Source organism: Pseudomonas sp. AC255 (genome assembly GCF_979258175.1).
In genome coordinates this window covers 881987-897124 of sequence record NZ_OZ409841.1, presented here as the reverse complement: position 1 = coordinate 897124, position 15138 = coordinate 881987, and the positions used below count along the sequence as shown (strand labels likewise).

General features: G+C 60.9%; 9 protein-coding genes. 2 read left to right on the top strand and 7 right to left on the bottom strand.

Annotated features, from left to right (window positions below; all coding sequences use genetic code 11):
• Window positions 1-44 precede the first annotated feature (44 nt).
• Both aruF and ACZZ0K_RS04185 read right to left on the bottom strand, forming a co-directional pair.
• Window positions 45-1064, bottom strand: a complete 1020-nt coding sequence (gene aruF / locus ACZZ0K_RS04190; protein WP_024014015.1) for an arginine/ornithine succinyltransferase subunit alpha — start codon at window positions 1062-1064, stop codon at window positions 45-47.
• A gap of 173 nt (window positions 1065-1237) precedes the next feature.
• Window positions 1238-2458 carry an aspartate aminotransferase family protein gene (locus ACZZ0K_RS04185; RefSeq protein ID WP_016773586.1) on the bottom strand — a complete coding sequence of 407 codons (1221 nt, stop codon included), beginning with the start codon at window positions 2456-2458 and terminating at the stop codon, window positions 1238-1240.
• Between the two features lie 304 nt (window positions 2459-2762).
• Between ACZZ0K_RS04185 and ACZZ0K_RS04180 the strand changes: the two genes are divergently transcribed.
• Window positions 2763-5027 (top strand): dermonecrotic toxin domain-containing protein, encoded by a 2265-nt coding sequence (locus ACZZ0K_RS04180; protein WP_463558992.1) that lies wholly within the window; start codon window positions 2763-2765, stop codon window positions 5025-5027.
• Complete coding sequence (locus tag ACZZ0K_RS04175; protein WP_463558991.1) at window positions 4910-10525, top strand: leucine-rich repeat domain-containing protein; 5616 nt, start codon at window positions 4910-4912, stop codon at window positions 10523-10525. The genes ACZZ0K_RS04180 and ACZZ0K_RS04175 overlap by 118 nt, the downstream gene beginning before the upstream one ends.
• A 14-nt stretch (window positions 10526-10539) precedes the next feature.
• On the opposite strand, the gene argR is transcribed toward ACZZ0K_RS04175, so the two are convergent.
• The 5 genes from argR to ACZZ0K_RS04150 form a co-directional block, all read right to left on the bottom strand.
• A complete protein-coding gene (gene argR / locus ACZZ0K_RS04170) occupies window positions 10540-11520 on the bottom strand; it encodes a transcriptional regulator ArgR (protein WP_252882528.1) in 981 nt (326 codons plus the stop codon).
• A gap of 250 nt (window positions 11521-11770) precedes the next feature.
• The gene (locus tag ACZZ0K_RS04165) at window positions 11771-12535 is read right to left on the bottom strand and encodes an ABC transporter ATP-binding protein (protein WP_007912705.1); all 765 of its coding nucleotides are present in this window, start codon (window positions 12533-12535) and stop codon (window positions 11771-11773) included.
• 27 nt (window positions 12536-12562) lie between these two features.
• The gene (locus ACZZ0K_RS04160; protein ID WP_056788052.1) at window positions 12563-13675 is read right to left on the bottom strand and encodes a succinylglutamate desuccinylase/aspartoacylase family protein; all 1113 of its coding nucleotides are present in this window, start codon (window positions 13673-13675) and stop codon (window positions 12563-12565) included.
• 1 nt (window position 13676) lies between these two features.
• On the bottom strand, window positions 13677-14375 hold the full coding sequence (locus tag ACZZ0K_RS04155; RefSeq protein WP_024014019.1) for an ABC transporter permease: 699 nt from the start codon (window positions 14373-14375) through the stop codon (window positions 13677-13679).
• A complete protein-coding gene (locus ACZZ0K_RS04150; RefSeq protein ID WP_016773583.1) occupies window positions 14372-15061 on the bottom strand; it encodes an ABC transporter permease in 690 nt (229 codons plus the stop codon). Before ACZZ0K_RS04150 ends, ACZZ0K_RS04155 begins: the two co-directional genes overlap by 4 nt.
• Window positions 15062-15138: the final 77 nt, after the last annotated feature.

Genomic DNA, 15138 nt, shown 5'->3' with positions numbered 1-15138 from the left:
CCTCAAACGGGCCGCTCGCGCCACCCGTGAAACTCGCTAAGGCGTTAAACCGCCACCAGGCGCACGCTGGCACCTTCACCGACGCCCAGGGCTTCGGCCGCTTCCATATCCAGCGTCACCGGTTTGCCCGGCGCGTAATCCAGCTCGAGCAACACCGCGCGGTAATCCTGCAACTGCGCATTGGCTACCAGGTATTGACGCCCGGCACCTTTGACCGGCTCGCCGATCTTCACCGGCACTACGCGGCTCTGGGCGATCGAACGGATCCCGGAAACCCGTGCATGCAGGGTCGGGCCGCCGTCGAAGATGTCGATGTAGTGATCGGTTTCGAAGCCTTCGCGCATCAGGATGTCGAAAGTGATCTGCGCACGCGGGTGCACCTGGCCCATCGCCTCTTGGGCGGAGTCCGGCAGCAGCGGCACGTAGATCGGGTAATGCGGCATCAGCTCGGCGAGGAAGGTGCGGCTTTTCAGCCCGCACAGGCGCTCGGCCTCGGCGTAGTTGAGGTCGAAGAAGTTACGTCCGATCGCATCCCAGAACGGCGAGTCGCCATTCTCGTCGCTGTAACCGACGATCTCGGTCACCACCGAATCGGCAAAACGCTCCGGGTGGCTGGCGACGAACAGCAGGCGGCCACGGGAATTGAGCTCGGCCCACGGCGATCCGACCAGCTCGCGCTGCACATAGAAACTGGTCAGCAGGCTGTTGCCGGTCAGGTCGTGGCACTGCGAGAGCACGTGGATCTTGTTGTGGATCTTCAGCTCGCGGGAGGCGTGGACGAAAGTCTCGTTGCGGAAGCTGTAGAACGGCTCCGAATAACCGGCGGAAGCGACAATGGCCGAGCAGCCGACCAGTTTGCCGGTGCTCGAGTCTTCGAGGACAAAGAAGTAACTCTCTTCACCGTTGAAGCTCACTTCGGCGGCGAACGAGGCTTCGCTCGCGGCGATCTTGTCGCTCAGACGTTCCACGTCATCCGGCAAGGAAGTGACACCAATCGGGCTGTCCGCAGCCAGACGCTGTACCTCGCCCAGATCAGCCATTTGCGCGGGGCGCATCACCAGCATGGTGTCACTCCTTTCTCTTCAATATTCACAGAAAAAAACACCGGACACTGTGGGAGCGAGCCCTGTGGTAAGAGGATAAATCCCCTCCCCACAGGGCTCACTCCGGCAGTCGAATCTGTCCGATATAAAAATTAGGATCGGCGCCGGAAAAACTCCAGGCGCCGAAAGGTCCATCAGGCTTGCGTCAACTTCGCGGCAGCACGTTCAAAGCGGTCGAGACCGGCGTCGATATCGGCATCTTCCACCACCAGGCTCGGGGCGAAACGGATCACGTCCGGGCCAGCCTGGAGAATCATCAGGCCTTCCTGTTCGGCGGCGTTGAAGATGTCCTTGGCCTTGCCTTTCCACGCTTCGCTCAGCACGCAACCGATCAGCAGACCGAGACCACGCACCTGAGTGAACAGGCCGTATTTCTCGCCGATCTGTTGCAGGCGGGTCTTGAACTTGTCGTGCTTGGCGTTCACGCCGTTCAACACCTCAGGGGTGTTGACCACGTCGATCACCGCTTCGGCGACGGCGCAGGCCAGCGGGTTGCCGCCGTAGGTGGTGCCGTGGGTGCCGACGACCAGATGTTTGGCCAGCGCTTCGGTGGTCATCATTGCCGCGATCGGGAAACCGCCGCCCAGGCTCTTGGCGCTGGTGAGGATGTCCGGGGTCACGCCGTAATGCTGGTAGGCGAACAGCTTGCCGCTGCGGCCCATGCCGGTCTGCACTTCGTCGAACACCAGCAGCGCGTTGTTCGCGTCGCACAGTTCGCGGGCGCCTTGCAGGTAAGCCAGTTCGGCCGGCAGTACGCCGCCCTCGCCCTGGATCGGTTCCAGCACGACCGCGCAGGTCTTCTCGGACACCGCGGCTTTCAGCGCGGCCAGATCGTTGTAGGGAACGTGGGTGATGCCAGTGATTTTCGGGCCGAAACCGTCGGAGTACTTCGACTGGCCACCGACGTTGACGGTGAACAGGGTACGGCCGTGGAAGCTGTTCAGCGCGGCGATGATTTCGTATTTCTCGGTGCCGAAACGGTCAAATGCGACGCGACGGGCCAGCTTGAACGCGGCCTCGTTGGCTTCGGCGCCGGAGTTGCAGAAGAACACGCGCTCGGCAAACGTGGCGTCGATCAGCTTGTGCGCCAGACGCAGGGCCGGTTCGTTGGTGAACACGTTGGACACGTGCCACAGCTTGTTCGCCTGTTCGGTCAACGCGCCGACCAGCGCCGGATGCGCATGGCCCAAAACGTTGACGGCAATCCCGCCGGCGAAGTCGATCAGCTCGCGGCCGGCCTGATCCCAGACCCGGGAACCGGCGCCACGCACCGGAATGAAAGCGGCAGGCGCGTAGTTGGGAACCATTACCTGGTCGAAATCGGCGCGTTGTACCGCAGCGTGCTCAACGGACATCGGAGTCTCCTGAAGAGGAACACCCGCCTGGAACTGGCGAGCGATGAGGGGATTGTAAGGACAGTTGGGTGCCCGGCCTTGTCGCCAAGCGACAACTTCTTATAGCGCAAACCCCGGATTTTCCCGGGTTTACGGCAATGCGACATATAGCGTCGCAAAGGCGCAGTTTACCGGGCGCGGCCGATTTGCGGCAGGCCGCGCAGGATACCAAGTCAGCCCCCACGGCAGAGACATAAATATCTACCGCACGGTGGTCGCTTGCCGCTGATTTGCTGAGGGTTCTTCCCAACGCCAAGGAATGGCCATGCATTTGTCTGAAGCACCCCCATCGGCAACCCCGGATGCCGCACATGACGCGCAACATGCGGACGAGCATTACCAACCACTGAAAAACGCGATTCCGGCCTGGCTGGGCGACACCTCAGCCACGCGGCGCGAAGCGCTGAAGAACAGCGTCCCGCAACAGCCGGCCGCGCTCAAGGTCGCGCCAGCCGAACAGCACGCGTTGATGAAAAGCCTTGGGGCGGCGCATATCACCGCGCAGAGCCGGGTCGACAAGAGCCTTGAGCACTTACAGGACGCTGCGGCCTTCGCCGAGCCCCTGCTCAAGGCCGAACTGAAAAGCTGCTTCGATCTGGAACTGGATGTAAGAAACACCTACGTGCACCTGTACATTCCTGCCACCACCCCATGGTTTCCGATCCGCACCGGCGCCCGCGCCTGGTCCGTGTCACTGCTTGAGGCGGCGTTGCATAACTTCGAAGACAAGGAAACCGAAGACGACGCCTTCGAAGCCGAGTCGACATTCACTAGCGCACCTTCGGCTACAGGACAGTTTGAAACCCTGCCCGACATCAAGGCCAGACTGAGCATTCCCGCTTTCACAAAACTGTGCCGTCGACTGGATATCGGCGCGAAATACAAAGCCAGTCTGGAAGACAATCTGGGCTATTCCGATCCGATGGTCGCGTCGGTCTTGCGCGGCAAGCTCGACGCCAGCCAGAAGGCCGCGATGAAATCGGCCCTGCAATGGGCGCGGATGAACCGCGACGTGTCGGAAAACGCGGTACGCCTGATCGAAGCCATGCTCGACGGTGTGAAAGGCCTGCATGTGCACGGCGCCCCGCTGCTGTGTCATGACATGACGATGCTTTGCGCACCGCTCACCGGCATCGTGGTATTCGCCCCGGACCTGTACATGACACGCAATGCAGCGCGCGTCGTCGCCTACGTCCCGGATGACCCCGAACATCCGTTCAAGGAGTACGCCTCGCCATTGGAAATGGTCGTGGAACTGACGCGCCAGTTGCGCTCCAGGGACTATCAGCAGTTCTTCAGCCGCTTCGTCAACCACGACCAGCGCGGCTTCTTCTTCAGCACCCTCAACAGCCGGCTGAGTGAAATCCGCTGGCACCCGCACGAACCCGGCGACCCTCGGCCGGCGTGGCGCGAAGCCGCAGTGGAGCGGCCCGACCTGCAGACTGCGCTGACGCCGTTTTACGACGATGTGTGGCAACACCTGTACCAGGCAAAACTGAACAAGATTTTCAATGACGCCCGAACCATTGCCGTACCGACTGCGTTAGTCGATCAAAGGGCGCGCTGGGCGTTCTGGGATTCGCTGCTCAACATCCTCTCTTCCATCGCCCAGACCGCCGCGATGATCGTCGCGCCCTTCGTGCCGGTGCTCGGTGAAGCGATGATGGCGTACATGGCCTATCAGATGCTCGATGAAGTATTCGAAGGCATTGTCGAGTGGGCGCAGGGACGCACGACCGAGGCGGTCGAACACCTGATGGGAACCGTGGAATCGATGATCCAGCTGGGCATGTTCGCCGTCGGCGGTGCGATTGGCGCGGCCGAGTTCCGCAAGGTATTGCCCAAGGAAATCGTGGCGTTCATCGACCGCTTCAAACCGGTACAACTGGCCAATGGTGACACCCGCTATTGGCAACCGGATCTGGAACGCTACAAACATCCGCAGCGCCCGAGTGCCGATTCGCAACCCGATGCCTTGGGTCTGCATACCCATGAAGACAAGCGCCTGCTGCCCCTGGAGGACGCGCACTTTGCGGTCACGGAAAGTCAGGTGCCGGGGCAGTACCGCATCGAACATCCGAGTCGCCCCGACGCATACCAACCGGTGCTGCGCCACAATGGCGAAGGTGCCTGGCACACTGAACTCGAGCAACCGCTGGAATGGGATGGCGCAACCGCGCTGCGCCGTATCGGCCCTGCGGTCGAGAGCTTGTCCGCGAGCGAGCGCGAAACCGTGCTGCAGATCAGCGGAACCAGCGAAGACGCGTTGCGCAAAATGCATGTCGAGCAGGAAAAGGTCCCGCCTCTGCTGGCCGACAGCATCCAGCGCTTCAAGATTGATCAGCAGTTGCAACGCTTCATCGACCAGCTCGACAGCGCTGACGCTGAAGTTTTTTGCGCGCCGACCCGGTCATGCAGCTGCAGGTGCTCAGCGAATACGGCCGCTGGCCAGGCGACCAGTGCCTGCGTCTGCATGATCGCCAAGGCGAGCAACTGTGGCAATCGTCTGCCGACACAAGCCTGCCGGTAATCGAACTACGCCACGACACGCTGGCCGGTGGCGACGTGCTCAAAACCCTGCTCCAAGCCCTCGACGAGACGCAGATCAAAACCTTGCTGGACGAGCCCTTCGCGGGACCGACGCCGTCCATCGAGGTCCGCAGCCACAACCTGCGCAAACAACTGGCCGACCTCGCCAGACGCAACACCAGCGCGCTGTTCGAGTCGCGCTATCAAGCCCTCCAGCACCTCGACGACCCGCTGGCTGCACGACTCAAGATTCACCCTCCGCAATTGCCGGCCAGCATTACCCGCGAACTGCTCGATACCGCGACCGGCAGCGAACTGTTGCAGATCAGCGAAGGACAATTGCCCCCGCGCCAGCAGGCACTCATGCAGATGGCCAGTGACGAGGTGCGCGTTACCCGCGCATATGAGGGCCTTGAGCTGGATTCGGTGAGCAATCACGACTCTGATTCTCTGGCGCTGCACAGCCTCAAATTGTTGCCGGGCTGGAGCGGCGATGTACGCATCGAAATCCGTGACGGGCGCTACGAGGGCCGGTTACTGGACACGATCGGCCGTGACGATGCGCCCGAATACAAGGTGCTGGTTCGCCGCGACGATGGCCAATACCAACCTTATGACGATCGTGGGCAGCAGCTGCATTCGTTCGCTGATTTCTATTCCAGCCTGTTGTACGCATTGCCCGACAGCGAGCGCCAGAGCCTGGACATGCGGATCGGCCAGGGTCAGGCGCTGAAGGCGGCCATTCGTGAACGCACGCTCGAGCGCAACGAGTGGCGTCAGGTGATTGCCGATACGCCGTCCCGAGCGCCGGCTATCGACACCCTGCGCCTGCTCGGTACCGATGGTTATGCCCATGCTCCGCGTCCGCCGCGCCCCGCTTACCAGCCGCACACCCTCGATGAAGACATCCGGGTGCTCTATCCACGCATGTCGAACCATGAAGTGCGCTTCCTCGCCGAAAGCATGCGAAGCAGTCCCGCAGGCCCGCGCGCAGAAATGCTTCGTTTGCAAAATGACTACCTGCAATTGCAGAACGAACTGCATGTCTGGGCCAACAATCCGCCCGCCGTGCACTCGGAAACCGGCACGGCGCTCACCTCGCTGGAGAAGCGCGCCGAAATCCAGAATCGCAGGCTGCTGCGGGAGCAATTGCTCAAAGCCTGGAGACGGGAGCACGTCACGGGTATCAATCACCAGGGCTTTGCCGCCGGATACGCCTTGCGCCTTACACCTGCGGTGATGGGCGACTTGCCCGTGTTGTCAGCAGACTTCAGTCATATCACCTCGCTCGCCATTGATGGCAGCCCGATGACCACCTCCGTCGACAGCTTTCTGCAGTCCTTCAGCCAGTTGCAGAATATCGATGCGCGCAACCTCAATCTGTCGAGCCTGCCGCAAGCACTGACTTCGATGCGCTCGCTGCGCGAATTGCGCTTACGCAATTGCCGGATCAGTCTGACGACGGTCACAGAGTCAGTGCTCGCGGCCATGCCGCAGCTCACCCTGCTCGATCTGCAAGGCAATGCGCTGGGCCTGCCTCCGGACCTGCACACACTGCCTTCATTGCGCTACGTGAACCTGTCGGATACCGGCATTCACACGGTGCCCGACGATCTGCTGGATCATCCGCGCCTGATTTCGGCGCAATTCGATCGCAACCGCATCACGCGGATACCGGACAGTTTTTTCAACCTGGCAAGCTCCCTCAGCGATGGTTATACCTTCGCCGATAACCCGTTGACGGCGGCTTCTCGCGAGCGGGTAAAAGTGTTCTACGAGCACACCGGAAGGCACTTCGGCGTCCGGCCCGTGCAGGAGGATCTGCAACGCACCATCGCCTTGTTTCCATCCCTCGACACGGAAGGCGCAACACAGGTGTTGTACCGATTGCCCGGGCCATTGGCGGAGTGCGGCGCACAGTTGTCCCGCTGGGAAAATGAACTCGGCGTGCTGAATCTCGAACTCAGTCAATGGATCAACCAGGCCACCGTGACCGCCTCTGAGTCGGGGGAACGTCTTCCCCTCGAGGCACAGGCCCGCGAACTGGAGGCCCGGCGATCCTTTGCGCAACAGATCGAGCAATTCTGGCGCAGCCCGCCCCTGTACCCGCGCCTTGAAGAACTCAGGGCAACGGCGACGTTCAGTGGGGATATGCCGATACTCAGCGCCGGTCTCGAGCGCGCGACGCAGCTGAACCTCACCGGCACCGCCAATAGCACCGCTGCCCTGCGCTTCGTGGAGTGCTTCCCCAACCTTGCCAAGCTGAAAATGAACGGTTTCGAACTGGGACCGCTTGCGCTGGGCGAAGCAAAACTGCCTCAACTGAGCGATCTGGAGCTGAAAAATTGTGGCGTGGTCATGACCCCGGAAAATCAGGCTGCGCTGCTGTCACTTGGCAGCCTCGACTCACTGGACCTGAGCGACAATCCGTTGGGTACGTTCCCCGACCTGAATTTGTTGCCCGAATTGATCTATCTCGATCTGTCCAACTGCGGGCTGACCGTCGTGCCTGAAGGACTGGCCAGCCATCCGGGGTTGCGAACCGCAGTGCTCGCAGGCAACCGCATCACGCAACTGCCCGAGGCGCTGTTCGACCTCCCCGCCGAGCGCAGTGACGGCATTGACCTTGCCGACAACCCGCTATCGGCCGCCACCCGCGACCAGATCAAAAACTACTACCGCCTCCGTCGCAACGACTTCGACGTATTGGCGGCCGAGCCGGACGTGAGCCTCGCCCGGCAGTTGTTTCCCGGTTTGAACAAGCAAGAGGCCAGCGAGATGATTTACGACTTGCCCGGCGACCTGGCCGACGGTCGCCAACAGCTGCTTCGCTGGCAAGCAGAACAGCAACAGATGCGCGATGACCTGACCCGCTGGGCCTTGGCAACGCCGTCTGCGCACCCGGTTACCGGTCAGGCCTTGAGCGCAAGCGAGCGTTTGGCGCAACGATCCGCACGCTCGGACTTCAAGCAATTGATAAAGGATTTCTGGGGCGAAAGATCGATGGGTACCGGCAAGCGCGCTGGTTATTTTGCGGCAGACCTGAAGTTCCTCGGCGAAATGCCGCGCCTGACGGTCAACTTCGATCACGTTACCAGCCTCAAGCTGGCGGGCAACGTGACGATCGCGGGACTGGAGCCGTTCGCTGCCTTGTTCCCGAATCTTCAGATGCTGGAACTGAAAGCTTTCACACTCTATGACATCCCTTCATTCGTCAGCCGTCTGCACTATCTCAAAGAGCTCAAACTCAATGACTGCGCGCTGACGCTTACCCCTGCCGGGCAGCAGGTACTTGGCGCGCTGCCCGAGTTGCGGTTGCTCGATCTGAGCCATAACCCACTGACAAACGCGCCAGACCTGACAATCCTGCCCAAGGTGACGAACTTCTCACTCGGCCATAGCGAACTGACGAGCGTGCCGAAGGGCATCGCCGAGCATCCGCTGCTGCGAGAGCTCCATCTCAATAACAACCAGATAACCGTGCTGCCCGACGCTGTCTTCAGTTTGCATCCCGAGCGGGCCGACAGCGTCTATCTGAACGACAATCCTCTGTCCATGAATGCCCGCGAGCGCGTCAAGCGCTACTACGCCGCACAAGGGCGCAACTTCCGGATCAAGCCGGCATCGGCTGACATTGCCATGGCGCAGAGACTGTTCCCGCGACTGGGCGAAAACGCTGCGATCAACATGATTTATCGCCTGCCCGGGACATTACAGACCGGTACGGCACAACTGGTCAGATGGGAGGCGGAAATTGCCCGCATGATCAGTGATCTCAACACATGGAGCGCGCGCTTGCCGGTCAACAACCCTTCGACAGAGCTGCCCTGGACTGCGCCGGAAAGATTTGCAGAACTCGCCGCCAGACAAAGATTCAGCAGCGACCTTGAGAAACTCTGGCGCGGCCGGCAAAACGAAAACTCAGCCCTGCGGTTCAATACTTTCGAAGCCGATGCGACATTCACCGGCGAATTGCCGGAACTGACCGCTGACTTCAGCCACATCACGCATCTCAACCTTCAGGGCAATCCGGGGCTGAACATTCCCGATGGTTTTTTCCGAAGCTTCAGCGGGCTGCGCGGACTGGAACTGCAGGATTTCGCCTTGGGCCGGATACCCCAATCGCTGCCAAGCCTGCCGTTGCTTGAGAGGTTGATGCTGAGCAAGTGCCAGATCACTCTGGATCCTGCCGGACAAGCGATCCTGTCCACGATGACCCGATTGAAATCTCTGGACTTGTATAGCAACCCTCTGCAGGTGACGCCCGATCTATCGACCCTGCAGAACCTGACGTTCATCGACCTGATCAACACCGGCATCGATAGTGTTCCCGCCGGGCTGGAACAGCTGCCGCACCTGGAAGTCGCGTTGCTGAGCGACAACAACATCAGCGAATTGCCGGCGCAACTGACGCAGTATTCCGATCGCGGCATTGAACTGGGCGGCAACCCGTTGTCGGTTGCTTCCAGAGAACGGATCAAGGCCGCATTCCAGGCCAAGGCTGACAACTTCGGTGTCTGGGTCCAACAGCAAGACATCGATCTGGCGCAAAGCCTTTATCCATCGCTGTTCGGCTTCGATGCCAACGATCTGGTCTACAAGCTTGCGGGCACGCTGGCCGATGGACGTGTTGAGCTGATGCGCCGCAAAACCGAGCTCACCTCCGTGCTCGAACGCTTGGATAGCTGGGCCAACGAGTTTCCCGACGATTCTGGCACGCAGATGCCGCTCGCGAACGACGCGGCAGCCAGAGAAAGACTCAACCGCCAGCACTTCAGGCAAAACCTCGAAGACGACCTGCGCCGTGCGCCCTCGTTCCTGACAGGGCCAAGGGTCAGCTGCGAGTTGTCGTTTACCGGTGAGCTACCGCCGCTGACTGCGCGTTTCGACCACATCGAACAATTGAAACTGACCACCACAGCGTCCGCTGCGCCTCGGATCGATCGTCTGCTGGAGCTGTTCCCGAAGCTCAAAGGCATCGACATCCGCAATTATCCGCTAGGCGAGATTCCCAACCCGATCTTCGCTATGGACAGGCTGCGCAGCCTCTATCTGCCTGACTGTGAGATCACGCTGACTGCGCAGACCGCGCAAGCATTCGCAACGCTGAGAAACCTGAGATCGGTGGACCTGAGCGATAATCCGCTCAACTTTGCTCCGGATCTGAGTCATTTCCCGCAGATGACCGATGTGCGTCTGGGCAACTGTGCCTTGAGCAAGGTGCCTGACGGCCTGCTCGAACTGCCTCGATTGATGTACGCGGACTTGTCCGGAAACGCGATCACCGAGTTGCCGGGCGAGTTTCCTTTACAGCCCGGCGACGTGCTGACCGAATACGACTTCAGCGACAACCCGCTGACTGCCGAAAGTTTGCAGCGCCTGCAGCGGTATGAGGCGGCGTATCAATTGCGCCTGCTGGAGCAGCAGTCGAGCAACGACACCGCGTATCAGACGATTGAGGATTTCCATGACTTCTCCGGCGGCATGGAAACCGATTGAGGGTCGATCCGCGCTCAGCCACGCTCCGGCGGCACTGACGACAATTCGAACGGGCTGCTGCTGCGCCGCTGGTTGCGATCTTCGCGCGGCGTGGCACCGAAGAAATTGCGATAGGCGCTGGAGAAATGCGGCCCTGAGGAGAAGCCGCACGAGAGGCCGATCTGGATGATCGACTTGCTGGTCTGCATCAACATCTGCCGGGCCTTGTTCAGGCGCAATTCCAGGTAGTACTGGCTCGGCACGCGGTTGAGGTATTGCTTGAAGATCCGTTCCAGCTGCCGACGGGACACGCACACATGCTGGGCGATTTCGTCGGTGGTCAGCGGCTCTTCGATGTTGGCTTCCATCAGCAACACCGCTTGGGTGAGCTTCGGATGGCTGGAGCCGAGGCGATTCTGCAACGGGATGCGCTGACGCTCACCGCCCTCGCGGATGCGCTCAACGACAAGTTCTTCCGACACCGCACCGGCCAGTTCCGCACCGTGATCGCGGGCCAGCACCGCCAGCAACAGGTCGAGCACCGACATGCCACCGCAAGCGGTCAGACGATCGCGATCCCAGTCGAACAGATGGCTGGTGGCGATGACTTTCGGGAAGCGCTCAGCGAAATCGTCCTGCCAGCGCCAGTGCACGGCGGCGCGATAACCGTCGAGCAAACCGAGCTGGGCCAGCGGATAGACACCGGCCGACAGACCACCGATCACGCAACCGGCACGCACCAGTTGCTTGAGTGCACTGCTCAGCGCCGGCGCCAGGGTGCTCGGTGGCTCGTCAGCGAGCAGGAACAGTTTCTGGAAATTCTCGAGCTTGCCGGCCCACGGCTCGCCGGGCAATTGCCAGGCACCTTCGGTCTGCGGCTCGGCCTGCAAGAACGACAGTTCGTAAACCACGTCCGGGTGCACCCGCTGCGCAACACGCAAGGCCTCCTCCGCCAGCGCCAGCGTCAACGCTTTAGTGCTGGGCCAAATCAGGAAACCAATTCGATGGGCAGTCATGGGCGGGCAATCCGAAACGAACAACGGTGATGAAGGCATGGGCCAATGCTAGCCCGGAAATGAACACAAATCCTGAAACCGGTGAAGATCAGAATGTGGGAGCGAGCCTGCTCGCGAAGGCGGTGTACCAGTCAACATAATTGCTGGCTGTTGTACCGCTTTCGCGAGCAGGCTCGCTCCCACAGGGGATCTGAGCCAGCCAGAAGGTCGCGAAGCATGACCTAATCTGGTGCACAACGGCAGCCCTGATTTATTTCAGGCTGCCCGACAGAAACTGCTGCAAGCGCTCCGACTGCGGGTTGACCAGCACTTCGCGCGGGTTGCCGCTTTCTTCGACGACGCCTTTGTGCAGGAACACCAGCTGGTTCGACACTTCACGGGCGAAGCCCATTTCGTGGGTCACCACGACCATGGTGCGGCCTTCCTGCGCCAGCGCCTGCATGACTTTCAGCACGTCGCCGACCAGTTCCGGGTCAAGGGCCGAGGTCGGTTCGTCGAACAGCATCACCTCCGGCTCCATCGCCAACGCACGGGCAATAGCCACACGCTGCTGTTCGCCACCGGACATGTGCCCCGGGAACGCGTCTTTGCGATGGGCCACGCCAACCTTGTTCAGGTAGTACTCGGCTTTTTCGCGCGCTTCGTACTTGGGTACGCCGAGCACGTGCACCGGTGCCTCCATGATGTTTTCAATCGCGGTCATGTGCGACCACAGATTGAAATGCTGGAACACCATCGACAGGCGCGAACGCATGCGTTGCAGCTGTTTTGGATCAGCGGCTTTCAGCGCGCCATCCTTGTTCGCCACCAGTTTCAGCTCTTCGTTGTTGAGCAGGATCTTGCCGGCGTGCGGCTGCTCGAGCAGGTTGATGCAACGCAGGAAAGTACTTTTGCCGGAGCCACTGGAGCCGATGATGCTGATCACATCGCCGGCGGCGGCTTTCAGGGACACGCCCTTGAGCACTTCGTGACTGCCATAGCGTTTATGCAGGTCTTGGACTTCAAGTTTGTACATGCGGTCGGTTCTCACAAAAACAGTCAGTCAGTCGTTGAGCAAGCGCCCGTGACGCAGCGCTTCGCGCCCCGCCACCTTGGCCAGCCAGAAACCGGGTTGGGCATAGCGCAGCCGTTCAATGGCAAACAGCACCCCGGACGTACCAGCACATACCGTGCTGACCCGATCAGACACAGGGTCGATCACTTGAAAAATCTCATCGCCCGCCTCGACCCATTCGCCAGGCCTGCGGGAAAAACTCACCACACCGGGGTGCGGTGCGAACAACAATTCGGTGCCTTCGAAGGGCATGCCTTCGCACGGTTCGAAGGCCGGGTCCGGCCACTCGCCGGTGATCAGACCTTGCTCGGCAAGGAACGCCAGAATGCCTTCAGCATAAGCCTCGGCTTCGACGCGGCCGGTGTCGGCCTGCCCGCCCAGCTCGATCGTCGTCGCCAGACACGCCAGCGGAATCTGCGCCTCGGGGAACTGCCGCGACAGGCGCAGCCAAGGCAACGAGCAGGCTTCGTCAAACGAGCTGCCGCCGGAATCTTCCGCGAGCAGACCAACCTTGACGTTCAGGTGCGCCGACAGCGAACGCCACTGCGGCCAGTGCTGCGGCAGCGCATACATGTGCAGCGCGGCTTCGGCATCGCAGTGCAGATCCAGCACCACATCGGCGGTGCAGGCGTGGCTGAGCAGCACACGTTGCATGCCTTGCAACTGGCTGCTCGCTTCAGGCAATCCGGCCAGGTGGTCGGCCATTGCCTGACGGATCAGGCGCACGTTGGCATGGGGATCATCACCGAGTTTTTCGCCCAGCGCCGCCGCGACCGGCGCGCTGAGCTCGACGAAATCACGATTGAAATTCTTGCCGCTGCCCGCCTCGAAACGGCCCTGGAAATTGCCTTGCAGCAATTGCCCGAGGCCGATCGGATTGGCCACCGGCACCAGCTCGATCACGCCGTTGAGCAAGCCTTGGGCTTCGAGTTCGCCGAGGCGCTTTTTCAGCTCCCAGGCGGTGCGCATGCCCGGCAGTTCATCGGCGTGCAGGCTGGCTTGAATGTAGGCCTTGCGCTCGCCCTCACCGAACCGGAAAACCGAAACCTTGCGCTCGCTGCCCAGGTGGCTCCACGGCAATACGTGGTCGATGCGTTGCATATCAGTGCTTCCGTGGCGCGAGGTAGCTCAACCAGCGACGCTCGGCCAGTTTGAACAGCTTGACCAGAATGAAGGTCAGGCACAGGTAGAACACGCCGGCAGTGATGTACGCCTCGAACGGCAGGTAGAACTGCGCGTTGACGGTACGTGCCGCGCCAGTGATGTCGATCAGGGTCACGATCGACGCCAGACTGGTGGTCTGCAGCATCATGATCACTTCGTTGCTGTACTGCGGCAGCGCCCGGCGCAGGGCCGACGGCAGCAGGATGCGCTTGTACAGTTTGAAGCGCGACATGCCCATGGCCTTGGCCGCTTCGATCTCACCGTTCGGCGTGGCCTTGAGGCTGCCGGCGATGATTTCCGCGGTGTAGGCGCTGGTGTTGACGGCAAAAGCCAGACAGGCACAGAACGTTGCGCTGGACAGCCACGGCCACAGGAAGCTTTCGCGCACCGCTTCGAACTGGGCCAGACCGTAGTAGATCAGGAACAGCTGCACCAGCATCGGCGTGCCGCGAATCACGTAGGTGTACAGCCACGCGGCGCCGTTGACGAACGGGTTTTTCGAGACGCGCATCAGCCCCAGCGGCAACGCCGCGAGCAAACCGAAGAACAGCGACAGCGCGAGCAGTTTGAGGGTGGTCAGCAGGCCGCTGAAGTACAGCGGCAGTGCCTCCCAGATGACGTTGTAGTCGAAGATCATAGATCAGCCGCCCTTACGCCTACCGAGTAGCGCTTCTCAAGGTGACGCAATGCCAGCAACGAAACACTGGTGATCACCAGGTACATCGCCGCCACTGCGAGGAAGAAGGTGAAAGGCTCGCGCGTGGCATCTGCCGCCTGCTTGGCCTTGAACATCATGTCTTGCAGACCGACCACGGAAATCAGCGCGGTGGCCTTGGTCAGTACCAGCCAGTTGTTGGTGAAGCCGGGAATCGCCAGACGAATCATCTGCGGCACCATCACCCGGAAGAACACCTGGAAACTGCTCATGCCGTACGCCATGCCCGCTTCGGCCTGGCCTTTGGGGATCGCCATGAACGCGCCACGGAACGTCTCCGAGAGGTACGCACCGAAGATGAAACCGAGGGTGCCGATACCGGCGGCCAGCGGGTTCAGATCGATGTAGTCGTCATAGCCGAGCATCGGTGCGACGCGGTTGAGCAAGTCCTGACCGCCGTAGAAGATCAGCAGGATCAGTACCAGGTCGGGAATCCCGCGGATCACCGTCGAATAAAGATCGCCCAGCCACGCCAGCCAGCGCACCGGCGACAGGCGCAACGCGACACCGATCAGCCCGAGAACGATGGCCAGAGCCATGGACGACAAGGCGAGCTGAAGCGTCAGCCATGCGCCATCGAGGATGACAGCCCCGTAGCCTTTCAACATGATTCAGGTCCTCGAAAGTTGGGATGAAAAAATGGCGCAAACCGCAGAGATTCTGTTGCTTGCGCCATTTCGGACTT

Bases quoted from the DNA above. Each gene is read 5' to 3' on its own strand.
- ACZZ0K_RS04150 (WP_016773583.1), bottom strand. From the start codon at position 15,061: ATGTTGAAAGGCTACGGGGCTGTCATCCTCGATGGCGCATGGCTGACG.
- argR (WP_252882528.1), bottom strand. From the start codon at position 11,520: ATGACTGCCCATCGAATTGGTTTCCTGATTTGGCCCAGCACTAAAGCG.
- aruF (WP_024014015.1), bottom strand. From the start codon at position 1,064: ATGCTGGTGATGCGCCCCGCGCAAATGGCTGATCTGGGCGAGGTACAG.
- ACZZ0K_RS04160 (WP_056788052.1), bottom strand. From the start codon at position 13,675: ATGCAACGCATCGACCACGTATTGCCGTGGAGCCACCTGGGCAGCGAG.
- ACZZ0K_RS04180 (WP_463558992.1), top strand. From the start codon at position 2,763: ATGCATTTGTCTGAAGCACCCCCATCGGCAACCCCGGATGCCGCACAT.
- ACZZ0K_RS04175 (WP_463558991.1), top strand. From the start codon at position 4,910: ATGCAGCTGCAGGTGCTCAGCGAATACGGCCGCTGGCCAGGCGACCAG.
- ACZZ0K_RS04185 (WP_016773586.1), bottom strand. From the start codon at position 2,458: ATGTCCGTTGAGCACGCTGCGGTACAACGCGCCGATTTCGACCAGGTA.
- ACZZ0K_RS04165 (WP_007912705.1), bottom strand. From the start codon at position 12,535: ATGTACAAACTTGAAGTCCAAGACCTGCATAAACGCTATGGCAGTCAC.
- ACZZ0K_RS04155 (WP_024014019.1), bottom strand. From the start codon at position 14,375: ATGATCTTCGACTACAACGTCATCTGGGAGGCACTGCCGCTGTACTTC.